Below are 23,362 nucleotides of genomic sequence, written 5' to 3'. Positions count from 1 at the left end.
CGAACGCCCAGCTCAAGAGCTGGAAGATCCTGCGCCGGATCCGAGGCTGCCCGCACCACGCGACCCTGCTGATCAACGCCATCCGGACCCTCATCCAGGCAGACCGAACCCGAGTGGAAAAGGCTCACTGCTCAAGGAAAAGCCGAATTTGGCCCGTACGTGGGCTACAGCGGAAAAGCGGAAGCTTTTGTCGGAGCCAAGGTCGACACCAGTGCTTCCGCAGGACTGGACGGTTTCATGCTGATGCGGGCGCTTTCGCCGGAGCCAAGGTCACCGGTGAGGCTGGCGCCGATGTAGCTGGTATCGGGCTCAACGTCACAGGTGAGGCTTGGGCCGGGGCAGGCGCTGAAGCCGGGATTCATTTCGGTCCGACCGACAGCGGTGAATGGCGTATGGGGGCCGATGCGGGAGTAGCCGGTATTTTGGGTGGCAAGGCGGAGTTCGAGATTACGGTTGATCCCGATGACTTCCAGGAGACGGTCTCCGATGCCACCGGCCCCGACACGGCAGGGTCTCCGAACACCGCCTTTACGGCCGTTCACCCGGCCTCTCGGCAGCCTTGTTCGTTGGCGAGTATCACCATTGACGGTCAGTACCGCCAGGACGAGGAAACCTTGGACGACATCGCCGCCGAGTCGGTACGAAAGGTCCGACTACTGGCCGATGCCGTCGTGATCAACCGGCGAACGGAGTTCGGTACATCCGAGTCACCCGGACTCGGACAGGTGCTTCGGTTGCGTGTCCACTTCGGTGATCAGCCCGCCGAACTGTTCCAGTGCCAGATATATCTGACCATGACCGATATCTCCGATTCGAAGGCATCCGTTGTGATCCGAGTGGTGCTCACCGCCGATCAGCAGCAGTTCGGCGAACTCATCGACGAGTTCCAGCAGTTCGTGGCGTCCGTCCGTCCTGATGACTCCGTCATCGGTGACCTGGGGGATGACCGCTCGGGCATTTCGCCCGAACCACCGAATGAATTCATTCGTGCCCGAAACGTGTCGGTTCCCGTTTTTCGGGTTCGTTTCGCAACCCTCCCGCCCCCTCGTGCGTCTCACGGGGTGTGGCCGGAAACCGGGATGAACCGGTGTTCAGTCCGATGGCCGGCTGTGGTGTACGGCCCCGTTGTCGCCGTTCGTTGTGTCGACCAATACGCTCTCCGCTGTCACCGCACGATCGTGGGACGTTCTCGGTACCGGAGGCGAACCGGTGGGGCGCCCGGGGTGACGGCACGGAACGCGCGGCGTTGCCGTGGGGTACAACGATCGAAGTCCGACCAGAAAGGCACGGCTCGTGCGTAGACTTGTGGTGCGCGCAGGCGCGTGGTCGTCGATGCTCGCGATGACGCTGTTGATCACCGGTGCTCCGGCGCAGGCAGCCACCGAAACGGTGCGGGCGCAGGCCACCCCGCTCGACGCGTTGAGCACTCCGGTGGGCCTCGGCGCCGTCGTGATCGGCGTGATCGGGATGATCGCGGGTACGTTGCGGCGCAAGAAGATCCCGGTCCAGCCCGAGAACCAGCGCCGGAGCTGATCGAAGTTTTCCGGTCGGGTTGTCGGGGTGCTCGCTCGGCGGAACCTCCCGCCGGCTCTCGCTTCCGGGGCGGAGACCTCGGGTGGTGATCCACACGACGTCACGCCGTCCTCGCGGGAGCGCGCGGACGGCCACCCTCGCCCGACCGCCGTGGACGCGGTTCTGCCAGAATCGGCTACGTGCACACCGAGAGTTCCGTCACCACCGAGTCCGGCTCCGTGACCACCGAATCCGGCGGGGCCACCGCGCGTCCCCGCGTGTTCTCCGGCATCCAGCCCACGGCCGGCTCCTTCCAGCTCGGTAACTACCTCGGAGCGCTGCGCAACTGGATAGCGCTGCAGGATACCCACGACGCCTTCTACTGCGTGGTGGATCTGCACTCGATCACCATCGCCAAGGACCCCGAGGAACTGCGCGCCAACACCCGCAACGCGGCCGCCCAGCTGCTGGCGCTGGGGATCGACCCCGAACGCAGCACGCTGTTCGTGCAGAGCCACGTCGCCGAGCACACCCAGTTGGGCTGGGTGCTGGAGTGCCTCACCGGTTTCGGCGAGGCCTCCCGCATGACGCAGTTCAAGGACAAGTCCGCGCGGCAGGACGACGAGCACGTCAGTGTCGGACTGTTCACCTACCCCGCGCTGATGGCCTCCGACATCCTGCTCTACGGCACCGACGTGGTGCCGGTCGGTGAGGACCAGCGCCAGCACCTGGAACTCAGCCGCACGCTCGCGCAGCGGTTCAACTCCCGGTTCGGCAACACCTTCGTCGTCCCCGACGCGCACATCCCCGAGGACACGGCCCGCATCTTCGATCTGCAGGACCCGACCTCGAAGATGAGCAAGTCGATCCCCTCCGGCGTCGTGGAGTTCATGGAGGACCCCAAGCGCACCGCCAAGAAGGTGCGTTCGGCGGTGACCGACAACGAACGCGACATCCGCTACGACCCGGAGAACAAGCCCGGAGTCAGCAATCTGCTGGTGATCTACTCGGGGATGACCGGCAGGTCCGTCGCCGAGCTGGAGACCGCCTACGAGGGCAGCGGCTACGGCGATCTGAAGAAGGACCTCGGCGCGGTGCTCGTCGATTTCCTCACGCCCTTCCAGCAGCGGGTGGCCGAGTACCTGGACGATCCGGCCGAACTCGACAAGATCCTGCGGCGCGGTGCCGAGCGCGCCCGGGCGGTGGCCTCGCGGACGCTGCGAGACGCCTACGAGCGCGTGGGTTTCCTGCCTCCGGCGGGCTGAACTGATCCTTTCGGGGTAACCTGCCGCCACCGACGAGCGGCACGCGGAGGTAGGAGCAGGTGGTCGACCGTAGTCAACCGGCACGCACCGCCCGGCAGCAGCCGAGCCCCGGCAGGTTCGAGCTGCTGCGGGCGCGTTATCCCCGGTTGGATCGGCTGGTCCGGGCCGCGCAGCGGTACCAGAGCCACTACGGTGACTACTACGCCGCCGCGATCACCTACTTCAGCGTGCTGGCGCTCGTGCCGCTGCTGATGATCGTGTTCGCGGTGGCCGGTTTCGTGCTGACCAGCAATCCCGACCTGCTGCAGCGCCTCCAGTCGGCCATCTCCGAAGCCGTGCCCAGTCCACAGCTGAGTCAGTTGATCAACGACATCGTCGACGAGGCGATCAAGCAGGCGGGCGCTGTCGGGATCATCGGCCTGCTGGCAGCGCTGTACTCGGGGCTGGGATGGATGACCAACCTGCGTGAGGCGCTCACCGCCCAGTGGGGGCAGGGGCCGACGGACCTGTCCTTTCTCAAGCGGACCCTCGCCGATCTGCTCTCGCTGCTCGGGCTCGGAGTGGCTATGGCGGTCTCGTTCGGGATCAGCGCGCTGGGCGGCGGGGTCGGCAGGATGCTGTTCCGGTTGGCGGGCGTCGAGAACAATGCCTGGGTGGGTATCGTGCTGTGGCTGCTGGCCCTGCTGCTGTCGCTGGCGGCCAGCTGGCTCGTCTTCCTCTGGGTGCTCGCCCGGCTACCCAGGCGGCCCGTGACACTTCGCAGCGCGGTGTGGGGCGCGCTGTTCGCCGCCGTCGGGTTCGAGGTGCTCAAGCAGGTCGGTGTGGTTTACCTGAACAGCCTCAGCAGCTCACCAGCGGCAGCCGCGTTCGGACCCATCCTCGGGTTGCTGGTGTTCGCCTACCTGACTTCCCGGTTCCTGCTGTTCGTCACCGCTTGGACCGCCTCCGCCAGGGAGAACCAGCCCGTGGCGGCCGTGGAGCCACCCCCGCCAGCCGTCATCAGCCCGGTGGTGCCGTCCCGACGCGGCGCGGGCGCGGCCGTGGGGATGTTCGGTCTCGGAACCCTGCTCGGTTGGCTGCTGCGCGGGCGCCGGTGAGGCCGGAGCACCCCGGCCGTCAGCCGCTGTCTTCCGAATCGTCCCGCCGCGAGGCGCTCGCGACTCGCCTGCGAGCGCGCTGGAGCCGCAGCGCTGCCACGAGCAGCAGCATCGCCACCACCAGCAGTATCAGGAGAGCGACCCCCGTGCGTGGGAACCGGTCGCTTTCCGGCTCCGACGTCGGTTGCGCCGCTTCGACCGCGGTGTTGGCCGTGGAGGTGGTGCTCGGTTCGGGAGCGCGTCGTTCGACCAGTTTCCCGACCACTCGTCGCCCGCTCAGTTGGAAGCCGTAGTCGAGCAGCGCGGCAGCCTGCTCGGACAGGTCCATCGGACGGTGTTCGCCACGCAGCAGCACCGCGACCAGCGCGCGACCGTTCCGCTCCGCCGCGACGACCCTGGTGTGCCGTGCATCGTTGGTGAAGCCGGTCTTGCCGAAAATCGCTCCGGGGTAGTCGCGCATCACATCGCTGTCGCTGGCGATGCGTATCGGAGCTTGGCCGGACGGTGCTGGGAGTCGGGTCCGCGTCGTGCCCGCGGGGCGCGCGAACTCCGGCTCGTTCAGCGCGGCGCGCAGGATCAGTGCCATGTCGTACGCCGAGGTGCTCATGCCCGGGCCGTCGAGCCCGGAGGTGGTTGCGGCTCTGGTGTCCCGGGCGCGCAGCCGTTCGGCGAGTTCGTTCATGCGCCGCACGGTTTCCGCGGTACCGCCGATCTTGCGCGCCAACGCGTGCGCGGCGTCGTTGCCGGACTGCAGGATCAGCCCCGTCAGCACCTCGCGTACCGTGTAGTCGAGCCCCGGTTCCAGCCCCACCGCGCTGCCCTCCACCGCCGCGTCGGACTCGGTGGCCGTGATGGTGTCGGATAGCTCCAGCTCGCGTACGGCGACGAGCCCGGTCAGGATCTTGATCACCGAGGCGGGACGGTACCTGCCGTGCGGGTTCTTGGCAGCCAGCACTTTCCCGCTGTCCAGCTCCGCCACGATCCAGCTGGCCGAGCTCACCCGCTTCGGCGGTGCGGGAGCTTCCGGTGGGATCACGACACCGCAGTGCCCCATTCCGGGCCCGCCGATCGGTTCGGCCGGGACCGGTAGCGGCTTCGGTGCGGGCTCCCCCGGCGCGGGCACCTCCGAACTGTCCACAGGCGAGGGAGGCAGCGTGGCGTTCGGACAGCTCGATCGGGTCCGGTTCGTCGTTGCCGTGCCTGCGGGCACGAACAGTCCCATCGACAGGATCGCCGCCAGCACTGCCGTGGCGAGTCGGACGGGTAGGCGAGAGGCTGCTGTGGACACGCGGACCACCCTAGGTCACGTTCCCGATGGCGCGAATCCGCCGAGTGTTCGAGGAACTCGGGTGTGTTCGCGGCGAACGAGTGCGCCCGACGGTGTTGTGCTCGCGGGCACAGTAGATACTGGGGACGTGCGAATCACCCGTGGTATGGCGTTGTTCCTGCTGGCCTTCGGGGTCTGGTCCTGGCTGCTGTGGCCGACCTTTCTCCGCAACATCCTCGGCGACGAGCAGTCGTGGTCGGACGGGGCGCCGACGGCGTTTTTGTGGGTGCACGTGGTGATCGCGGTGGTTTCGCTCGTGCTGGGCACCGTGATCGGCGTGTTCGGTCTGCGCGCCTACCGCGCGAGCCGGAGGGGCTGATCGAAGTTTTCCGGGACTGCGCGGGGAACGCGCGGCGGCGGTGAGGTTCGTGATGTATGTCCGTCTTCGTGGGCCGGAGGAGACGTCGGCTACGAATCCGGCTATCGTGATCGCGCGGGGTCACGAACGCCACCGGGCCGGTGGCTCCGCGTTTCCGTGCGCCGAGGCAGCGGCGGCGATCGTCCGCTGTCCAGGGGACCGGGAGTGTGCGCCGTCGTATTCCCACTCGCCGCGGCACACACGCTCCACGACCCCGTACAACGAGGTACGGGGTCTCCCGGCTTGGAGAGATCGTACGGATCCTCACCCGAGGGCCGCACGTTCCGGCGAGCCGCCGATCTCACGCGGGATCGACCGCCCACCGGAACGCGGCACCGCGGAGAGTTCCGATCAGCGCCTCGGAATCAGCGCCTGCGGAACATCAGCGCCCGCTTGACCTCCTGGATCGCCTTGGTCACCTGGATGCCACGCGGGCAGGCGTCGGTGCAGTTGAACGTGGTGCGGCAGCGCCACACCCCGTCGATGTCGTTGAGGATGTCCAGTCGCTCCTCGGCGGCCTCGTCCCGGCTGTCGAAGATGAACCGGTGCGCGTTGACGATCGCGGCCGGGCCGAAGTAGGAGCCCTCCGACCAGTAGACCGGGCACGAGGTGGTGCAGGCCGCGCAGAGGATGCACTTGGTCGTGTCGTCGAACCGCTCCCGCTCGGCGACCGACTGGATCCGCTCCCGCGTCGGGTCGTTCCCGGTGGTGACCAGGTAGGGCTTGATCGCCTTGTAGGCCTCGAAGAAGGGCTCCATGTTCACCAACAGGTCCTTCTCGACCGGAAGGCCCTTGATCGGCTCCACCGTGATGGTGGTCTCGCCCTTCTTGGCGAACATGTCCTTCATCAGAACCTTGCACGCCAGGCGGTTGACGCCGTTGATCCGCATGGCGTCCGAACCGCACACGCCGTGCGCGCAGGAACGCCGGAAGGTCAGCGTGCCGTCGATGTACCACTTGATGTAGTGCAGCAGGTTGAGCACGCGGTCGCTGGGAAGCGCCGGGATGCGGTACGCCTCCCAGTGCAGGTCGTCGTCGACCTCCGGGTTGTAGCGCTCGATCTTGACCGTGACCATCGTCGCCCCCTCCGGGATCGGGGGAGCGTCCGAGGGCAGGTCGACGGTGGCGGTGTCGCTGTTCGCGTCTGTGGTGGGGGCGGTCATCAGTACTTACGCTCCATCGGCTGGTACCGGGTTACGGTGACGGGCTTGTAGTCCAAGCGGATGTCCGAGAGGAAACCGGTCAGGCCCAGCGGCGCGTTCGGATCCTGTTCATCGGGCAGCTGCTTGTACTGCATGCTGTGCCGCATGAAGTTGGTGTCGTCGCGGGTCGTGTAGTCCTCGCGTGCGTGTCCGCCACGTGATTCCTTGCGTGCCAACGCGGAGTTGACGAGTGCTTCGGCGAGGTCGAGCAGGAAGCCCAGTTCGACCGCTTCCAGCAGGTCGTGGTTGTAGCGCTTGCCCTTGTCGTGCACGGCCACACGGCCGTAGCGCTCTTTGAGCAGCTGTACGTCCGACAGTGCCTGCTTGAGGGTCTCCTCGGTGCGGTAGACCGAGGCGTTGGCGTCCATCGTCTCCTGCAGCGCGGTGCGGATGTTGGCGACCCGCTCGCCGCCCTCCGCGGTGCGGAGGTGGTTGACCATTCCCTCGACCAGCTCGGCGGCGTTCTCCGGCAGTTCGAGGAAGTCGTGGCCCTGGGCGTACTCCGCGGCCGCGATACCGGCACGACGTCCGAAGACGTTGATGTCCAGCAGCGAGTTGGTCCCGAGCCGGTTGGAGCCGTGCACCGAGACGCAGGCGACCTCGCCCGCCGCGTACAGACCGGGAACCACGTTGTCGTTGTCGCCGAGCACCTCGGCGTCGATGTTGGTGGGAACGCCGCCCATCGCGTAGTGCGCGGTCGGATAGACCGGGACCGGTTCGTGCAACGGCTCCACGCCCAGGTAGGTGCGGGAGAACTCCGTGATGTCCGGCAGCTTGCTCTCCAGCACGTCCTCACCGAGGTGCGTGACGTCCAGCAGCACGTGGTCCTTGTTCGGTCCGGCGCCGCGGCCCTCCAGCACCTCCATCGCCATGGACCGCGCCACGATGTCGCGCGGCGCGAGGTCCTTGATGGTGGGGGCGTAGCGCTCCATGAAGCGTTCACCGTCGACGTTGCGCAGGATACCGCCCTCGCCGCGCACCGCCTCCGAGATGAGGATGCCCAGTCCGGCCAGCCCGGTCGGGTGGAACTGGTAGAACTCCATGTCCTCCAGCGGCAGCCCCTTGCGGTAGACGATGCCCATGCCGTCGCCGGTGAGGGTGTGCGCGTTCGAGGTCGTCTTGAAGATCTTGCCGAAGCCGCCGGTCGCGAAGATCACCGACTTGGCCTGGAAGACGTGGATCTCGCCGGTGGCGAGTTCGTACGCCACCGCTCCGGTGCAGCGCTGCTGCCCGTCCTCGTCGGTGGTCATGTTGACGTCGAGCACGTAGAACTCGTTGAAGAACTCCACGCCGTGCTTGATGCACGTCTGGTAGAGCGTCTGCAGGATCATGTGGCCGGTGCGGTCGGCCGCGTAGCAGGAGCGCCGTACGGGTGCCTTGCCGTGATCCCTGGTGTGCCCGCCGAAGCGGCGTTGGTCGATCCGACCCTCGGGGGTGCGGTTGAACGGCAGCCCCATCTTCTCCAGGTCGAGCACCGCGTCGATGGCTTCCTTGGCCATCACCTCGGCCGCGTCCTGGTCGACCAGGTAGTCACCGCCCTTGATGGTGTCGAAGGTGTGCCACTCCCAGTTGTCCTCCTCGACATTGGCGAGTGCGGCACACATCCCGCCCTGCGCCGCACCGGTGTGCGAGCGGGTCGGGTAGAGCTTGGTGAGTACGGCGGTGCGGGCGCGCTGGCCGGACTCGATGGCGGCGCGCATTCCCGCGCCGCCCGCGCCGACGACGACCACGTCGTACTTGTGGAATTGCATGGTGGTCTCCTTGGCTCGTCGCCTGCTGGGCCGCGCGTCAGCTGATGTTCGGATCGAAGGTGAACAGCACGTACGTTCCCAGTACCACGGTCAGCACGATCGAGCAGTACAACAGCATCTTCAGCCAGAAGCGGGTACGGTCAGAACGTGAATAGTCGTTGATAACGGTTCGTAGCCCGTTACCGCCGTGCAGACCCGCCAGCCACAGCATCGTCAGGTCCCAGAGCTGCCAGAACGGTGATGCCCAGCGACCCGCCACGAAGGCGAAATTGATCCGGTGTACCCCGCCGTCCAGGAAGAGCATGATCAGCATGTGGCCGAGAACGAGGAACAGCAGCACGACCCCGGACAGCCGCATGAAGACCCAGCTGTAGAGCTCGAAGTTGCTGCGCCTGGCCGCGGGGCGCCCGGGGGAACGCGGCTTGTCGACTGACAGTGGTGCTTCGGTAGTGGTCATGGTCGTACTAACCCCCGAACAGTTCCGTGGCGGCGCGGGTGATCATGCTGATGGCGGCCGGGATGATCAACACCAGCCACAGCACCAGGACGGTCCACAGCATCGGTCGCTGCAACCTCGGCCCCTTGGACCAGAAGTCGACGAGCATCACGCGGATTCCGTTGAACGCGTGGAACAGCACCGCCGCGAGCAGCCCGAGCTCGAACACGATCATCAGCGGATGCTTGTAAGTCTCGATCACCGTGTCGTACGCGTTGGGTGAGACCCGCACCAACGCGGTGTCCAGGACGTGTACGAACAGGAAGAAGAAGGTGAGCACGCCCGTGATGCGGTGGGCGACCCACGACCACATGCCCAGGTCGCCGCGATAGAGGGTGCCCTTGGCGCGGGGTGCTTCCCCGCGAGGGTGTCCCTCCGCCGCGGTGGCGGTTGTGCTGGCCATGACGGAAGGCCTCCAACGTCGCTGGTGGACTCTGGGCCCGTTCCGGATGCTGCGCGGAGAACGGCCCGTAACCGCAGCACCCTGCGCCCGCGCCGATTACCCGAACGGACCCTTGACCCATCGGATGCTAGACCCGTGGCCGCCGGCTGTCCCACTCGCATGTGCCCGCTGTGATCGAGCAGACAACTACCGGGGGTAGGTTGATCGATGTAGATTCCTTCTACCCCGGGCAGGCGCCTCGTCGTGGCGCGGGTGTCAACCGGCTGGTCCGAGATTAGTGTCACCCTTATCGTATTAAGGCACGTGTCGAGCGGTGTGCGCAGGTCCGCCATTGTTCGTCGTTGACATATTTCACTTTTTGGTCGGTGGGCGGTGCCATTGGGATCCGAACGAAAGTTGATTACGTTGAGTAGTTCCCGAACGAGCGATTACGGGTGGTGATCGGGGAACTTGGTCGAACCCAACTCCGTCGACTGGCCCGCTCTGCGGGCAGCCGCCACCTTCGCCGCCGAGCACGCCTACTGCCCCTATTCCGGACTCGCCGTGGGAGCCGCTGCGAACTGCACCGACGGGCGTGTGGTGGTGGGGTGCAACGTCGAGAACGCCTCCTACGGTGTGACGTTGTGCGCCGAGTGCACGTTGGCGGGTGAGCTCCGGATGAGCGGGGGCGGCTCTCTGGTCGCCGTCTCGGTCCGGGACGGGCAGGGCAACCTGCTCATGCCCTGCGGCCGGTGCAGGCAGCTGCTCCACGAACTGGGCGGGCCGGAGTGCCTGGTCGACACTCAGGAGGGCATCCTGACGGTACGCCAGCTGCTGCCCCATCCCTTCGCGTCGCCACCATGAGACGGCCGCCCTGAGAGAGCCGCCCAGAAGCCGCCGTCCCACGGGGCGACCGGACCACGGCGACCGGGCCGCTCGTTTCCCCGGCGCCGCCCTCCGGAGCGAGAGATGTCGAATCCTCGCGCACCGAGGTGTGTCCCGCACGGGAAACCAGCCGTCCCCGCGTGCGGCGATGTGCGTCCGGAACAAGCTCGCCACGGCTGTCCTTCCGGTAGCTCGGCCGGTAATCTCCCGCCCCACCGCCCCACCGCCCCACCGCCCCACCGCCCGAACCGGAGCGTGTCATGCCGCACAGTGTCGTGGAGATCATCGCTGCCAAACGGGACGGGGGCAGGCTCTCGACGGCGCAGATCGACTGGGTGATCGACGCCTACACCCGGGGTGAGGTCGCCGAGGAACAGATGTCGGCGCTGGCGATGGCGATCCTGCTGCGAGGCATGGACGACGCCGAGACCGCCCGCTGGACGGCGGCGATGGCCGCCTCCGGCGAAATGCTCGATCTCCGCGCCCTGGACCGCCCCACGGTGGACAAGCACTCCACCGGCGGCGTGGGGGACAAGATCACCCTCGCGCTGACACCACTGGTTGCCGCCTGTGGGGCCGCCGTGCCGCAGCTTTCCGGCCGCGGCCTCGGGCACACCGGGGGGACACTCGACAAGCTGGAGTCGATCCCCGGCTGGCGCGCCCGGCTCACCACCGCCGAGCTGTACCACAACCTTGACGAGGTGGGAGCGGTGATCTGCGCTGCCACGGAACGGATCGCCCCCGCCGACAGCAGGATGTACGCCCTCCGGGACGTGACAGCCACGGTCGAGTCGGTGCCGCTGATCGCCGCTTCCATCCTGAGCAAGAAGCTCGCCGAGGGTACGGCCTCGCTCGTGCTGGACGTCAAGACCGGTTCGGGGGCCCTGTTGACCGAACAGGAGCAGGTAAGACGCCTCGCCAGGACGCTGGTCGCCACGGGCGAAGACAACGGAGTGCGCACCAGCGCGCTGCTGACTTCGATGTCGGCGCCGTTGGGCGTGGCGGTGGGAAACGCCCTGGAGGTCACCGAGGCGGTGAGCGTGCTGCGCGGCGGAGGGCCTTCCGACGTCACCGAACTCACGCTCGCGCTGGCCCGCGAGATGCTGGCGAGCAGCGGTATGTCCGATGTGGATCCCGCCCGGGTGCTGGCTTCCGGGGCGGCGTACGAGAAATGGCGCGCACTCGTCGCCGCGCAGGGCGGTGATCCCGACGCGGAACTTCCCGTTGCCGCGCACGTGCACACCTTGTACGCGCCGCGAAGCGGAAGTCTCGCCACGTTGGACGCCCGTGCGGTCGGTGCGGCCGCGTGGGGGTTGGGCGCCGGACGAGCCCGTAAGGAGGACGAGGTGCGGCACGCCGCGGGCGTACGTTGCCTGGCCAAACCAGGTGACCGGGTCTCCAGGGGAGAACCGTTGTTCGAACTGCACACCGACGAGCCAGCCACGATCGAGGACGCGTCACGTCGCCTGCACGGTGCCTACGAGATCACCTACGGTGACGTTCGGGCCGAGCCCGTGGTGCTGGAACGCGTGAGCGGTTCCGACGTGGCGGTGTGACACCCACGGGGTCGCTTCCGACCCGGTGGGCGCCACACCGTGTGGTCCCCGTCGATCCCCGTTAACCGTGCCGACATCGCCGGAGCGGTGCACCGGTGGCGTGCTCCGGCGGAAGTCGGTACTCGTGTCCGATCAGGCGCTGTCGGCCGTGTAGTCGTCGTCCAGCTCGTCCGAACCGCTCGCCTTGTCCGAGTCGCGCTTGGCACTCTTGGAACGATTGCGCCGCTGCTGTTGCTGCCGGGGCAGTGTCGTCGGTGGCGAGACCGCGTTGTTGTTCGAGGGGGCACCGCCGCCGAGGATCAGTTCGGCGAAGGTTGCCATGGCCTCGTCCAGCTGGCCCGCGTGCTTGCGCTCGCTCTCCTCGTTGGCGTTGCGCACCAGCGAGTCCAGCGATTCCGAGTCCGGCCGCTCGGAGAGGGTTCCCCGCAACTGCGAGAGGTCCTCGCCGAGGGTGCTGCCGACGTCACCGATCCGTTCGGTGACACCACTCTCGACGGAGTCGATGCGGCTGTTGACGTTCTCCTCGACCGAGTCGATCCGGCCGGAGACCTGGTCTAGCCTGCTCGCCAGCGATTCCAGTCGGTCGGCGAGCTGTTGCAGCCGTTCGGTCGGGTCCACAGCCGGACGCTCCGCGAGCGCGTCGAGCTTGCCGTTGACCTTCTCGGCGTTCTCGGACAGGGTCTCGCCGATACCGTTGCGGACTTCCTGAGCCGCGTCGTTCACCGAGCGCTGCAGTGATTCCCTGGTGCCGTCGAGGTGTTCGTGGACACCCTCGTCGATCTCGGCGAATCGACCGCGCAGGCTGGTCTCCATCTGGTCGAGACGCTCTTTGAGCGGTTCCTGAACCGAGCCGGGAACCTCCTGCAGGCGGGAGTCCTGCTGGTCCAGGTGCTGCCCCAGCTCTTCGAGTCGATTGTGGACGTGGGAGAGCCTGTCCTCCAAGCCGTCCATGCGGCCCGTGACGCCGTCGAAACGTCCCGCCATGCCGTCCAGCCTGCCGTCCAGTTGCGCGAACGGCTTGGCCAGCTTGTCGGCGAGACCTTCGACCTGGCTGTTCAGGCCGGAGATCGCGTTCTCCTGGGCTTCCAGTTTGGACAGTGCCTCGTCGAGTCGTTCGGCGAGCACGCTGACTTCGGTGCGATCCGGCAGCTCGGACAGCCGTTTGCGTACGGAGCCGAGGGACTCCAGCGGCGACATCCGGGCGTTGATCTCGTCGAGAGCGTCGAAGATCTGCTGCTGTTCGCTTTCGCGGATCTCCGCTGCCCGCGTCAGCATGTTCCGCATACGGTCGAACGACACCGTGTCTTGGCTGTTCTCGTTCACGGCAAAGGTCGTCCTTCGTCGAGGGGGAGGGAGAGGACTATTGGAGCGTAGCGAGTAGGGGGTCCGTTGGGCATATGCCCCCCGGCATTTTCCACGAATACGGTGGTGATTGTTCCCTCGAACGGAGTAATTACGCCAGTTCTGCGGCTTCCAGCGAGGGACATCGTGCACCCGTATCGCACTGTACGATCCCCTGTACCGGCGTTTCCAACGAGCTGTGATCGCGCAGCGTGATCAATTTTTGCACGAAAGTGGCCGCGGGTTCAACAGTTGGACGGACACGCGGTGCCGACGAGCCGGCGACGAACCGGGCCGCCCGGCTCGAAAGTATGGTGCGGCGCCATTCGTGTGGTGAGAGCTGCTCGTCGAGCGAGGTGCCTCCCGGCCGGCCCGCCGGTGCCGGGACGAGCAAGCTCGCGCTCGCCCCGGGAGGCCGCGGCGCACTCCGGCGGTGGAGGCACGCCGCGGCGCGAGGGTCCATTCACACCTCACCAGCACGAGAACCGACTGAGGGGTTCGACGACAGCGTCTCGGCTCGAGCGGGTCGCGGAACTCCGCTCAGTGCACCCGCAGTCTCGCCTCGAAGCTCTCCACCAACTCGCGCCACGCAGCTACCTCGTCGTCGAACGGCGGGGTGGGAGGCAGCCGGTTCGGGTCGGGGCGCAGCACGTAGGACAGCATCCACCCCAGGCGTTCCGAGGAGCCCAGCGCGTTCTCCACGCTCTCGTCTTCGGCCCAGGAGGCCGCGTCGGTCAGCAGCTCCTCGGCCAGGTCGAGCTGGTTCGGGTCGATCTCGGACGGTCCCTCGGCCAGATCCTCGTCCAGTCCGGTCAGCACGTAGGTGTTGTCCGGCTCGACGTCGATCTCCAGCTCACCCGCGGTGGCCGCGTTCTTGACCGTCTGCCACGTCGCGACCCGTGCCAGATCGGTGTTGTCCACTTTGTCCTCGGCCAGGTAGCGCGCCAGTGCCCTCGGTGAGGTGCAGGCGTCGATGCTGCCGTCCGAGCCGAGAAAGACCGGGTCCTCGCCCAGGAAGCAGCGTAGTGAGTAGTACTCCCGGCCACCGGTGACGATCTTGATCGGATCGATACCGATCTCACGCCAGAAGCCCTGCTCCTGTTCGTCGTTCTCGGTCTCGTCGCCGTCCTCGGTGGTTTCGCCGTCCTCGGTCGCACCAGGCTCCTCGTGCTCGGAGTCCGTGCCCGATTCCGACTCGGCGTCCTCGTCCGGTAGTTCCTCGGCCAGCTCGTTCTCGGCCTCGGAAACGGCGGTGGCATCCACTTCGGGACTCGCCACGACCCCGTCGATCGCGTCCAGCAGCTCGTCCCACCGGTCGGCCACCACGCGGCAGATCCGGTTCCAGCGGCGCTGGCCCTCCTTGCCGCTGAACGGCAGGGTGCCCTCCCCGAGGAGATCGAATCCCTCCGCGTCCTGCAACACCTCGGTCACCGTGTCGAGCTCGCAGACCTCGGCCAGCGAACGCGCCATCTCCACGATCTCGGAGAGCTCGTTGATGGTCCAGGTGTCCGGGGGCTCGGCGATGAGTTCCGGAACACCGACCAGGTCGTACTGATGGTCCTCGTCCGGGCTGAGGTCGACGGCCGAGAGGGCGGGGACGACGTGCCAGGCCGGATGATCGTCCAGGTCGTTGGCCGCGCCGGATCGCACGAAGGCGGCCAGGTGGGCCGGGTCGGAAAACGCGTACAGATTCTCTTCGTGGCCGAGGAAGGCTTCCCACTCCTCGCCGTCCTCGCGCCATCGGGGAGCCCAGAGGGTGACCAGATCGCCCTGCGGCAGCCCGAGCTCGATCGGGACGATGTCCTGCGCCATCTTGCTACCTCCGGTCGCCGTAGCGGACGCTGCCGAAGCCTACGGGATGGGGATTCGATTGCCGATACGGTGTCGTACCGTGTGTAGCCGGCTCGCACCAGGGCCCTTGTTCAATGGCTCGCCCTGGTGGCACCCGAACACTCGGCGAACCGAGTACCCGAGTCGGGACGCATCGAAGCAAGGAACCCCAAGCTACCTCATCGAAGTTCTCCCGTCGGGGCGTCGGGGTGCTCGCTCGGCGGAACCTCCAGCCGGCTCTCGCGCCGGGGCCCGACAACGGGTGGCGACCTCGCGCCTTCCTCCGGCAGGTGGCACGGCGGAGCCGCTCGGCTCATCACCCTTTCCCGCATCGAGTGGTGGGTTCCCTCGCGAGCGAACACGCCAAACGGACCGCTCCCCACCTCACTGTTGGCGGTACCGTTCAGCGGTTTCCGCGTCGACCATGAGGTGAATGGATGTCACGCTGCTGTGGACCAAAATCACGCTTTGGCTCGCCGAGTACGCGCCGACGACCGCCGCCGAACTCAAGCAGGCACTGCCGCCTCCGGAGATGGCCGACCTCGAATCGGAGTTCGAGCTCACGCTTCCCCAGCAGCTCAAGGAGTGGTGGGCCTGCTGCGGTGGGACCGAATCCGGCTCGTTGACCGATGTGCTGCCGCCGTTCTACACGCCCTACGGCGCGTCGGGGGCGCGGCGTGTCTGGTGCGAGTTACGTGAGAGCTGGGCGGCCAACTGGCAGCGGCCCGCCTGTGACTACTACGCCGGTTCGGCGGGAAGAAGCTTCCACCCGGCCTGGATTCCGATCGCGGGGGACGGGTTCGCCGACGAACTGGTGGTGGACCTGCGTCCCGGACCGTTGCGTGGCTGCGTACTGGAGTGGGAGCAGGAGATGAGCCGTGTCGGGCCGCCGCTGTGGGCCGATCTGGCCTCGATGCTGGCCGACGTGCACCGCGCGCTCACCGAGGGCGGTTCCGCCGGTTACAGCAGACCGACGGTGACCGAGGACGGCAGACTGGACTGGCAGATTCGCTGAACTGATCGAACCGCCCACCCGGGGCGCGGCGATTTCGCGCGAAATTCACGCACCCGGGTGGGCGGAGCCGAGCAGGCTCAGCGGAACCGCCTGCCCTCGTCCCGGCGGAAGGTGAACACCGCCAGCGCTCCGAGCGCGGCCGTCCATCCCACGGCGATCGACAACGCGGTCAGCGGTGGCCCGCCTCCGGTCAGCGCGCCGAGTACGAGTTCGCGGGCGGCCCTGGTCGGCAGCGCGGTGGAGACCCCGTCCAGCCAGTCCGGGAACAGGCTCGGCGGGAGGAACAGGCCACCCGCGAACGCCAGCGGGAAAAGTATCAGCTGGACAGTGGGGATGGCCGCCTTCAGCGGCAGGGCATACCCCACCGCGAGTCCCAGGAAGGCGAACGGTATGCCCGCGAGGATCAGTGCGAACACCGTCGTGCCCACCTCGATCACCGAGGCCTCGGCCGCGGTGAACAGTACCGCCGTCAACCCCACCGGTACCAGTGACAGCAGCGCGAAGCACAGCGCGTTGCACAGCCTGCCCCCGAGCTGCGCCATCGGGCCGGTGGGCAGCGTCCGCAGGTAGCTGTGCCACGCCTTGGCGCGGTCCTCGGCGACCCCCGCGCCGAGGTTGAACACGAAAGCACTGATCACCGCGAACATCGACATCTGTCCCGCCGCTTCGGTGGCCGCCACGGTGTTGCCGGAGACCGAGCGGTTGGAGACGACGAACAGCAGCATGAAAAGTGTGGGAAACGCCAGGGTGCCCAGCGCTGCCATCGGGATCCGGACGGTTTCGCGGAACTGGTAACGCGTGTAGAGCGTAACGGCGCTCATGCTCTTCTCCCGGCGTGCTCGTCGATCGGGTTCGTCTCGGCGGTCAACGCGGTGAACGCCTCCTCCAGGGAGGCCCCCGTCACGGTCAGGTCCTCGAAGTCCGCTCCGCTGCGCACCAGATCGCGGACCAGTTGGTCGGAGTCGCGGGTGAACAGCCGATGTGCTCCGTCGTCGAGCTCGGAGCGCACCACCCCCGGCAACTCCGGCAGGTTCGTTCCCCGCACGGTCACGGTCCGGGTGTGCACCCGCGACTTGATCTCCCGCTGCGGCCCGTCGGCCAGTACCCTGCCGCGGTCCATCACCACGATCCGTTCCGCCAGGGCCTCTATCTCGGCCAGGTAGTGACTGGTCAGCAGCAGCGTGGTTCCGCGTTGGTGGTGATGGCGCAGCGCCTCCCACAGTGAGTTGCGCGCGGCCACGTCCAGCCCGGTGGTCGGTTCGTCGAGCACCACCAGTCCGGGGTCGCCCACGAAGGCCAGTGCCACGCTCAACCGTCGTTGCTGGCCCCCGGACAGCGAACCGGCCTGTCTGCGCGCGAGTTCGCTGAGTCCGAACTGTTCCAGCAGTTCACCGACCGGCAGCGGCTTCGGGTAGTGCTTGGCGACGAATTCCACGATTTCGCCCACGCGCAGCGTGTCCGGCATGCCGGTTTCCTGCGGGGTGGTGCCCAGCCGTCTGCGGTTGCGCGGTTGTCGGGGGTCACCGCCGAACAGCTCGACGCGGCCCGCGTCGGGACGGCGAAGTCCGGTGAGCAGGCTCAGCAGGGTGGTCTTGCCCGCCCCGTTGGGGCCCAGCAGCCCCAGGAGTTCCCCGGAGGAGATGTCGAGGTCGATGTTGTCCAGTGCGTTCAGCGAACCGAACCGGCGTGACACGCCGATGGCACGTGCGTGGTGTCGCGTCATGAGTCCCCCTCGTCGCTGACCGGCTCCAACAAGGCCCGCAGCTGCCGCATGTACCGGTCGAAGGCCGTGCGTCCCGCGTCGGTGAGGTACACGTAGGTGGTGCCGCGGCCGGTTCCCGTCTTGGTGCTGTCGGTGTAACCCGCTTCGTCGAGCTTGCGTAGGTGAGTGATCAGGTTTCCCGGTGTCATGTCCAGCAGTTCCCGCAGCCGACCGAAAGCGATCCGGTCCTCGGTGGGCAGCGCCGCAAGAGTGGTCATCACCCGCAACCTGGCCTGGGCGTGGATGACCGGATCGAGTTGGACGTCGGCAGGGTTCATTCCGGTTCTCCGGGCAGGCGTTCGTGACTGGGGGAAGGGTCGGTGCGCGCGTGTCCGCGCAGCGTCAACACCGTTCCCGCCACCAGAAAACCACCGCCGCCCGCCAGCGACATGACCAGGTAGTGGTTCGGGATGCCGGTGAAGGCTCCGGCCGCGTTGATCGCCAGGATCCACAGGCCCACGCCGTACTGGGCCCAGCTCCCGGTCAGTGCGCCGCCGCTGAGGTAGAGCAGCCCCACCAGCAGGCCGGAGCCGCTGGCCCAGAGCATGGCGTAGACCTCCTCGGAGATGCCCATCCGCGAGGTGGCGGCGATCAGCGACCCCAGTCCGACGAAGGCCAGCATCCAGGACCAACCGTGCATCGCCCCCGATTGCTGCGAGGGTCCGCGCAGGCCGCGCAGGCTGTTGGCCAGGTGCCAGGCGGTGATGATGCTCGCCACGGCCAGGCAGCCGAAGAAGATGCCCAGTGCCTGCCAGAGCGGGACGAGCAGCACCGGCTCGTCTCCGATGGTCAGATACAGCTCACCGAATCCCAGTACCCAGGCCGCTCCCCACACGCCGAAAAGCAGTCCGGGATTGATGTCGAGGGCTCGTTCGGCGCGTTGTTGCTGTTGCTCGGTGATGGCCAACATCTCCGCCGGCGAGGGAGTCGGGGTGTCGGTGGTGTGTTCCTCGTCCATTTCCTGCCCCCTGTAGTCGAACTTTGTGACGCAAAGTTTCACTTACTTTGCGTCACAAAGTCAAGACTCGCTCGGTGTCCTTCGTGGATTACTACTTTGCGAGGAAGACTAGTCAGTGTTAGTTTCTAGTCGTGTCGGAGAAGAAACCGGTGGAACGACAGACGCAGTGGCTGCGCGGTGTGCTCGATCTGGCCGTGCTCGCACTGCTGGCCGAGAGCGGGGAGGACTACGGGTACACGCTGGTTCGGCGGCTTGAGGAGGCCGGGCTGCCCGGTATGAAGCCGGGGACGCTGTACCCGCTGCTGAACCGCCTGGACTCGGAAGGACTGGTGCGCAGCGAGTGGCGTGCGGGAGCCGGCGGTCCGGGCCGGAAGTTCTTCCTGCTCACCGAACAGGGCCGTGCGGTGCTGACCGAACACGGGCCGCTGTGGACCGAGTTCGCCAAGAACGCCACCGCCGTACTCGAACGGGGAATGAGCTCATGACCACGGAATCGTCGGAGAAGTACCGCAACGAATTGATGTTCGCGCTGCGAATGCGCGAGGTGCCGGGTGACCGGGTCGGGGATGTACTGGCCGAGGTGGAGACCCACGTGGCCGAAACGGGCCAGGACCCGGTGGAGGCGTTCGGCACGCCGGGGGAGTACGCGGCGCGTGTGGCCGAGGAGTTCGGCGCGTTCGCCGGTTCCCCTCGGCGGGCCGTGCTGCGCCCGAGTGTGCTGCTGGTCGCCGCGTTGGCGCTGTGCGCGGCGGAGTTGGCGGTTCCCGCCGTCACCACGAGTGAGGTCACGCTGACCACCGGCAGCCTCGTCGGGCTCGTCGCCCTGCTGGCGCTGTTGCTGGTGCCGCTGTTGCTGGCGATGCGTGCGGCGACCGAACTTCACGGCGCCGGTCGGCGAGTGTGGTTCGGGCTGGGGGCGCTGGCGACGCTGGTACTGGCACCGTTCGTGGCCAACCGGCTCGAGGGGGTGGTCGGCGCGGAACCGGTGCTGTTCACCATGCCGCGCTGGTCCGCCTTCGCGCTCGCGGGGGTGTTCCTGCTCGGCACGGTGGCCGTGTTGGCCCGGACCATCCGTGGTAACCGGATCGTGGATCCCAGGCCCGGTGGCGTCGGGAGTCGGTGAGTCCGTTGGGTGGTCTTCCCGAAAGACCGCCCGGCCGTCAATTTCTCGCGAAATCGCCGGGCGGCTGGGGTTACTCCCCGATGGGGTGCCATACCGTTTTCAGCTCGGTGAAGGCACGCAACCGTTTCGTGCCGGGGGCGGTGCTCCAGTCCGGCTCCACGAGCGGAGCGTCGAGTACCCGCTTGACGCTCCCGGCGGCGGTCTCTTCCAGCTCACCCCGCAGGGATTCGTCCGTTCCGCTCGGATCCAGGGCGTCCACATCGGAGTGTGATGCCAGCCGCGAAGTCAGTTCGGCGGGATCCCCGGTGAGCACGTTGACCACCCCGTCGGGCACGTCCGAAGTCGCCAGTGTCTCGCACAGGCTCACGGCGGGCACCGCCACTTTCGTGTCCACCAGCACCACCGCGCAGTTGCCCGCTGCCAGCACCGGTGCGAGCACACTGACCAGGCCCAACAGCGAGGACCGCCTGGGCGCCGCCACACCCACCACGCCCACGGGTTCCGGAGAGCTGTGCGCGGTGTACGGACCGGCCACCTGATCGACACCGCCTCGCAGGACGCCGAGCTTGTCGGTCCAGCCCGCGTACCAGAACATCCGGTCCACGGCGGTGTCCACCGCGTGTTCCGCCTCCGGGGTGGCCAGGCCCTCGGTCGCCGCCACCTCGGCGGCGAACCGGGCCCGCGTCCCCTCGAGCATCTCGGCGACCCGGAACAGCACCTGCCCCCGGTTGTGGGCACTGGCACCGGACCAGCCGTCGAACGCCTTGCGGGCCGCGGCCACGGCGTCGCGCACATCCTTGCGCGAGGCCTTCGCCGCGTTCGCCCGGAACGTCCCGTCCGCGTCGGCGACCGCCGCGACCCGGCCCGATTCGGATCTGGCGAAGGAGCCGCCAACGTAGAGCTTGTAGGTCTTGGGCACCGTCACCCTCTTCCGCGTGCTCAATCGCGCCTCGTCGTCAGACATCGAGATAGGCCTCCAGACCCGCTGTGCCGCCCACACGGCCGTTCCCGGACTCGCCGCGCCCGCCGAACGGCGCGGTCGGGTCGAACCGGTGGAACGTGTTGGCCCACACCACACCGGTACGCAGCCTGCGCGCGGTCCACAACGCCCGGGAGCCCTTCTCGCTCCACACGCCCGCGGCCAGCCCGTACGGTGTGTTGTCGGCCTTGGTGACGGCTTCCCGCGCGGTACGGAAGGTCAGCACCGAAAGCACCGGCCCGAAGACCTCCTCCCGCGCCACGCTCATGGACTGCTGCACGTCGGTCAGCAGTGTGGGAGCCATGAAGTCACCGTGCCGCGGCGGCGTCGCCGGGACGGTCCAGCGAGTCGCCCCCTCCGCGACGCCACGCTCCACCAGCTCGGAGAGCCGCTCCACCTCGGCCGAGGAGCCGAGTGCCCCCACATCGGTGTTGCGATCCATCGGATCGCCCACCCGCAACTCCGCCATGCGGTCGCGCAGCCGTGCCACGAACTCCTCGGCCACGGACTCCTCCACCAGCAGTCGCGATCCCGCACAGCGAACCCGCCCCTGGTTGAAGAAGGCGCCCTCGACCACGCCCCGCACCGCCTCCTCGGGCGCCGCGTCGGCGAACACGATGTTGACCCCGTTGCCGCCCAGTTCGGACGTGACTCGCTTGCCCCGGCCCGCGAGGTCGCGCCGCACCTGTTCGCCCACCCCGGTGGAACCGGTGAAGACCGCGTGCCGAACCTCGCGGTGCGCCAGCAGACTCGCCCCGGTCTCAGAGCCGCCGGGCAGAATGTTGACCGTCCCCGGTGGTAGACCGGCCTGCTCGCAGATCTCGCCGAACACCAACGCCGTCAGCGGTGTCCGTTCGGCCGGCTTGACGACCACGGTGGACCCGCAGGCGAGGGCAGGCGCGACTCGCTGTGCCAGCAGCAGCAGCGGGAAGTTCGACGGGACCACCTGTCCGGTCACCCCCAGCGGAGCGGGGGAGGGGCCGAAACCCGCGTGGTCCAGCTTGTCCGCCCAGCCCGCGTAGTGCAGGAACCACGCCGCCGCGTTGGGTAGGTCGAACTCCATCGCCTGCCTGACGGGCTTGCCGGTGTCCAGCGTTTCCAGCACCGCCAGTTCCCGGGAACGTTCTTGCAGTAGCCGGGAGATCCGGAACAGGTACTTGGCCCGGTCGGTACCGTTGACCGCGCCCCAGTGGCGCCGGAAGGCGTCCTCGGCCGCGGCCACCGCTCGGTCCACATCGGACTCCGCGCTGCCCGCTATCTCGGCCAGCGGTTCTCCGGTCGCCGGATTCACGCTGGAAAACACCGTGCCGCTGCCGTCGGTGAACCGCCCGCCGATGAACGGGCGGTAGCGCTCCCGAAGTGCGGCGACCGTCGCGGATTCGAGAGCGGGCGCGTACTCCAGGGGATTCGGGTCGGGCTCCGTCAAAGATCCACCGTCACCTGGTCGGGGCCACTGTAGTGGCCGTGAAGTTGCGTTTCGCGCTGCATCAGCAGGTCGTTGAGCAGTCCGGATGCCCCGAACCGGAACAGGCCGGGAGTCAACCAGTCCGCTCCGGCCACCTCTTGGACCGCCACGAGGTAGCGGATCGCGTCCTTGGTGGTGCGGATTCCGCCCGCGGGTTTGACACCGCGCGCCTGCCCGGTTCGCTCCCGCCACTCGCGTACCGCCCGCAACAGCACGTGGGTCACCGGCAGGGTCGCGGCGGGGGAGACCTTGCCGGTGGAAGTCTTGACGAAATCGGCCCCCGCCAGCAGCGCCAGCCAGCTCGCCCGCCACACGTTGTCGTAGCCGCCCAGCTCGCCGGTTTCCAGGATCACCTTCAGGTGGGCGGGTCCGCACGCGGCGCGGACCTGTTCGATCTCGTCGAACACCCGGCCGTACTCACCCGCGAGGAAAGCACCGCGGTCGATGACCATGTCCACCTCGTCGGCACCCGACTCCACCGCCAGCTCCACCTCGGCCAGCTTGGCGCGCGGCGTGGAGCGGCCGGAGGGGAACGCGGTCGCCACCGAGGCGACCCCCACCCCGGAACCGCGCAGTGCCGTCACCGCCTCGGTGACCAGATCCGGGTAGACGCACAGCGCGGCGACCCGGGGGACGTCCGGGAACCGCGAGTCCGGCGTGCGGGCCTTGGCCGCCAGCGCACGCACCTTGCTCGCGTTGTCCGCACCCTCCAGCGTGGTCAGGTCCACCATGCCCACCGCGCGGTCGATGGCGCGCAGCTTGGCCTCCCCCTTCACGGCGCGCCCGGCCAGCGCGGCGGCCCGCTGTTCGAGTCCCACCGGGTCGATCCCGGGCAGCCCGCGCAGGAAACGCGTCAGTGCCGCTTCGTCGCGGGTGGCCTCGGCCAGCTCGCCCGGCGGTCGCGTTTCCGGTGGGCTGGATGACGGCGAATCGGCCATGCGGGGCAGTCTACGGTGCCGTTCCGCCGTGACCAACGTTCACCACGCTGTCCGCGTCCGGCCCTGGTGGGGGCCGCGTCGTCGTCACCGACAAGCTCGACGACACGCCCGACGGTACGG

The 23,362-nt window shown here is 67.8% G+C and carries 25 protein-coding genes; 9 read left to right on the top strand and 16 right to left on the bottom strand.

Translation table 11 applies throughout. The annotated features are described in order from the left end of the window. Positions 1 to 164: 164 nt before the first annotated feature. Both ACOQFL_RS14555 and ACOQFL_RS14550 read right to left on the bottom strand, forming a co-directional pair. Positions 165 to 542, bottom strand: coding sequence for a hypothetical protein (locus ACOQFL_RS14555; RefSeq protein WP_435544677.1), 378 nt, complete (start codon positions 540 to 542; stop codon positions 165 to 167). A 165-nt stretch (positions 543 to 707) separates the two neighbouring features. Then, the gene (locus ACOQFL_RS14550) at positions 708 to 1,058 is read right to left on the bottom strand and encodes a hypothetical protein (RefSeq protein ID WP_435544676.1); all 351 of its coding nucleotides are present in this window, start codon (positions 1,056 to 1,058) and stop codon (positions 708 to 710) included. Positions 1,059 to 1,293: 235 nt separating this feature from the next. Here ACOQFL_RS14550 and ACOQFL_RS14545 point away from each other — a divergent pair, with 235 nt between their 5' ends. The 3 genes from ACOQFL_RS14545 to yhjD all read left to right on the top strand — a co-directional run bounded on the left by ACOQFL_RS14545 (position 1,294) and on the right by yhjD (position 3,874). Continuing rightward, positions 1,294 to 1,533 (top strand): hypothetical protein, encoded by a 240-nt coding sequence (locus ACOQFL_RS14545; protein WP_245780251.1) that lies wholly within the window; start codon positions 1,294 to 1,296, stop codon positions 1,531 to 1,533. A 218-nt stretch (positions 1,534 to 1,751) separates the two neighbouring features. Continuing rightward, positions 1,752 to 2,777 carry a tryptophan--tRNA ligase gene (gene trpS, locus ACOQFL_RS14540; protein WP_435544700.1) on the top strand — a complete coding sequence of 342 codons (1,026 nt, stop codon included), beginning with the start codon at positions 1,752 to 1,754 and terminating at the stop codon, positions 2,775 to 2,777. Positions 2,778 to 2,836: 59 nt separating this feature from the next. Beyond that, positions 2,837 to 3,874 (top strand): inner membrane protein YhjD, encoded by a 1,038-nt coding sequence (gene yhjD / locus ACOQFL_RS14535; protein ID WP_435544675.1) that lies wholly within the window; start codon positions 2,837 to 2,839, stop codon positions 3,872 to 3,874. A 19-nt stretch (positions 3,875 to 3,893) separates the two neighbouring features. Here yhjD and ACOQFL_RS14530 read toward each other — a convergent pair whose 3' ends face one another. After that, positions 3,894 to 5,162, bottom strand: coding sequence for a D-alanyl-D-alanine carboxypeptidase family protein (locus ACOQFL_RS14530; RefSeq protein ID WP_435544674.1), 1,269 nt, complete (start codon positions 5,160 to 5,162; stop codon positions 3,894 to 3,896). Positions 5,163 to 5,289: 127 nt separating this feature from the next. Between ACOQFL_RS14530 and ACOQFL_RS14525 the strand changes: the two genes are divergently transcribed. Beyond that, the gene (locus tag ACOQFL_RS14525) at positions 5,290 to 5,520 is read left to right on the top strand and encodes an SCO4848 family membrane protein (protein WP_435544673.1); all 231 of its coding nucleotides are present in this window, start codon (positions 5,290 to 5,292) and stop codon (positions 5,518 to 5,520) included. Between the two features lie 404 nt (positions 5,521 to 5,924). Here the strand turns inward: ACOQFL_RS14525 and ACOQFL_RS14520 are convergent, their stop codons facing one another. From ACOQFL_RS14520 to sdhC, 4 genes are read right to left on the bottom strand one after another with little or no spacing between them, the layout of a single operon-like run. Continuing rightward, on the bottom strand, positions 5,925 to 6,722 hold the full coding sequence (locus tag ACOQFL_RS14520) for a succinate dehydrogenase iron-sulfur subunit (RefSeq protein WP_435544672.1): 798 nt from the start codon (positions 6,720 to 6,722) through the stop codon (positions 5,925 to 5,927). Further along, positions 6,722 to 8,512, bottom strand: coding sequence for a succinate dehydrogenase flavoprotein subunit (gene sdhA / locus ACOQFL_RS14515; protein ID WP_435544671.1), 1,791 nt, complete (start codon positions 8,510 to 8,512; stop codon positions 6,722 to 6,724). Before sdhA ends, ACOQFL_RS14520 begins: the two co-directional genes overlap by 1 nt. A gap of 37 nt (positions 8,513 to 8,549) precedes the next feature. Beyond that, positions 8,550 to 8,969, bottom strand: coding sequence for a succinate dehydrogenase hydrophobic membrane anchor subunit (locus tag ACOQFL_RS14510; RefSeq protein ID WP_092625348.1), 420 nt, complete (start codon positions 8,967 to 8,969; stop codon positions 8,550 to 8,552). A gap of 7 nt (positions 8,970 to 8,976) precedes the next feature. After that, a complete protein-coding gene (sdhC, locus tag ACOQFL_RS14505; RefSeq protein ID WP_435544670.1) occupies positions 8,977 to 9,411 on the bottom strand; it encodes a succinate dehydrogenase, cytochrome b556 subunit in 435 nt (144 codons plus the stop codon). Positions 9,412 to 9,861: 450 nt separating this feature from the next. Here sdhC and ACOQFL_RS14500 point away from each other — a divergent pair, with 450 nt between their 5' ends. Next, the gene (locus ACOQFL_RS14500) at positions 9,862 to 10,254 is read left to right on the top strand and encodes a cytidine deaminase (RefSeq protein WP_435544669.1); all 393 of its coding nucleotides are present in this window, start codon (positions 9,862 to 9,864) and stop codon (positions 10,252 to 10,254) included. A gap of 281 nt (positions 10,255 to 10,535) precedes the next feature. Next, complete coding sequence (locus tag ACOQFL_RS14495; RefSeq protein ID WP_435544668.1) at positions 10,536 to 11,831, top strand: thymidine phosphorylase; 1,296 nt, start codon at positions 10,536 to 10,538, stop codon at positions 11,829 to 11,831. 132 nt (positions 11,832 to 11,963) lie between these two features. On the opposite strand, the gene ACOQFL_RS14490 is transcribed toward ACOQFL_RS14495, so the two are convergent. Both ACOQFL_RS14490 and ACOQFL_RS14485 read right to left on the bottom strand, forming a co-directional pair. After that, a complete protein-coding gene (locus tag ACOQFL_RS14490) occupies positions 11,964 to 13,154 on the bottom strand; it encodes a hypothetical protein (RefSeq protein WP_435544667.1) in 1,191 nt (396 codons plus the stop codon). A gap of 558 nt (positions 13,155 to 13,712) precedes the next feature. Next, complete coding sequence (locus ACOQFL_RS14485; protein ID WP_435544666.1) at positions 13,713 to 14,984, bottom strand: SatS C-terminal domain-containing protein; 1,272 nt, start codon at positions 14,982 to 14,984, stop codon at positions 13,713 to 13,715. Positions 14,985 to 15,435: 451 nt separating this feature from the next. On the opposite strand from ACOQFL_RS14485, the gene ACOQFL_RS14480 reads away from it, so the two are divergent. After that, a complete protein-coding gene (locus tag ACOQFL_RS14480) occupies positions 15,436 to 16,017 on the top strand; it encodes an SMI1/KNR4 family protein (RefSeq protein WP_435544665.1) in 582 nt (193 codons plus the stop codon). Positions 16,018 to 16,094: 77 nt separating this feature from the next. Here ACOQFL_RS14480 and ACOQFL_RS14475 read toward each other — a convergent pair whose 3' ends face one another. From ACOQFL_RS14475 to ACOQFL_RS14460, 4 genes are read right to left on the bottom strand one after another with little or no spacing between them, the layout of a single operon-like run. Beyond that, positions 16,095 to 16,838, bottom strand: a complete 744-nt coding sequence (locus ACOQFL_RS14475) for an ABC transporter permease (protein ID WP_435544664.1) — start codon at positions 16,836 to 16,838, stop codon at positions 16,095 to 16,097. Continuing rightward, a complete protein-coding gene (locus tag ACOQFL_RS14470) occupies positions 16,835 to 17,740 on the bottom strand; it encodes an ABC transporter ATP-binding protein (protein WP_435544663.1) in 906 nt (301 codons plus the stop codon). Before ACOQFL_RS14470 ends, ACOQFL_RS14475 begins: the two co-directional genes overlap by 4 nt. Next, positions 17,737 to 18,057 carry a transcriptional regulator gene (locus tag ACOQFL_RS14465; protein WP_435544662.1) on the bottom strand — a complete coding sequence of 107 codons (321 nt, stop codon included), beginning with the start codon at positions 18,055 to 18,057 and terminating at the stop codon, positions 17,737 to 17,739. Before ACOQFL_RS14465 ends, ACOQFL_RS14470 begins: the two co-directional genes overlap by 4 nt. Then, a complete protein-coding gene (locus ACOQFL_RS14460) occupies positions 18,054 to 18,737 on the bottom strand; it encodes a hypothetical protein (protein WP_435544661.1) in 684 nt (227 codons plus the stop codon). Before ACOQFL_RS14460 ends, ACOQFL_RS14465 begins: the two co-directional genes overlap by 4 nt. A gap of 131 nt (positions 18,738 to 18,868) precedes the next feature. Here ACOQFL_RS14460 and ACOQFL_RS14455 point away from each other — a divergent pair, with 131 nt between their 5' ends. Then, a complete protein-coding gene (locus ACOQFL_RS14455) occupies positions 18,869 to 19,222 on the top strand; it encodes a PadR family transcriptional regulator (protein ID WP_435544660.1) in 354 nt (117 codons plus the stop codon). Next, the gene (locus ACOQFL_RS14450; protein WP_435544659.1) at positions 19,219 to 19,860 is read left to right on the top strand and encodes an HAAS signaling domain-containing protein; all 642 of its coding nucleotides are present in this window, start codon (positions 19,219 to 19,221) and stop codon (positions 19,858 to 19,860) included. The genes ACOQFL_RS14455 and ACOQFL_RS14450 overlap by 4 nt, the downstream gene beginning before the upstream one ends. A gap of 70 nt (positions 19,861 to 19,930) precedes the next feature. Here ACOQFL_RS14450 and ACOQFL_RS14445 read toward each other — a convergent pair whose 3' ends face one another. Genes ACOQFL_RS14445 through deoC form a run of 3 tightly spaced genes read right to left on the bottom strand, consistent with a single transcriptional unit; the run spans position 19,931 to position 23,242 of the window. Further along, the gene (locus ACOQFL_RS14445; protein WP_435544658.1) at positions 19,931 to 20,824 is read right to left on the bottom strand and encodes an aldehyde dehydrogenase family protein; all 894 of its coding nucleotides are present in this window, start codon (positions 20,822 to 20,824) and stop codon (positions 19,931 to 19,933) included. After that, positions 20,817 to 22,265 carry an aldehyde dehydrogenase family protein gene (locus ACOQFL_RS14440; protein WP_435544657.1) on the bottom strand — a complete coding sequence of 483 codons (1,449 nt, stop codon included), beginning with the start codon at positions 22,263 to 22,265 and terminating at the stop codon, positions 20,817 to 20,819. The genes ACOQFL_RS14445 and ACOQFL_RS14440 overlap by 8 nt, the downstream gene beginning before the upstream one ends. Then, on the bottom strand, positions 22,262 to 23,242 hold the full coding sequence (gene deoC / locus ACOQFL_RS14435; protein WP_435544656.1) for a deoxyribose-phosphate aldolase: 981 nt from the start codon (positions 23,240 to 23,242) through the stop codon (positions 22,262 to 22,264). The genes ACOQFL_RS14440 and deoC overlap by 4 nt, the downstream gene beginning before the upstream one ends. Between the last annotated feature and the right edge of the window lie 120 nt (positions 23,243 to 23,362).

This window comes from Actinopolyspora sabaoui (assembly GCF_051225635.1).
GTDB lineage: Bacteria > Actinomycetota > Actinomycetes > Mycobacteriales > Pseudonocardiaceae > Actinopolyspora.
Note: the sequence above shows the minus strand (reverse complement) of the source record. Positions and strands in the feature narration are given on the sequence as shown.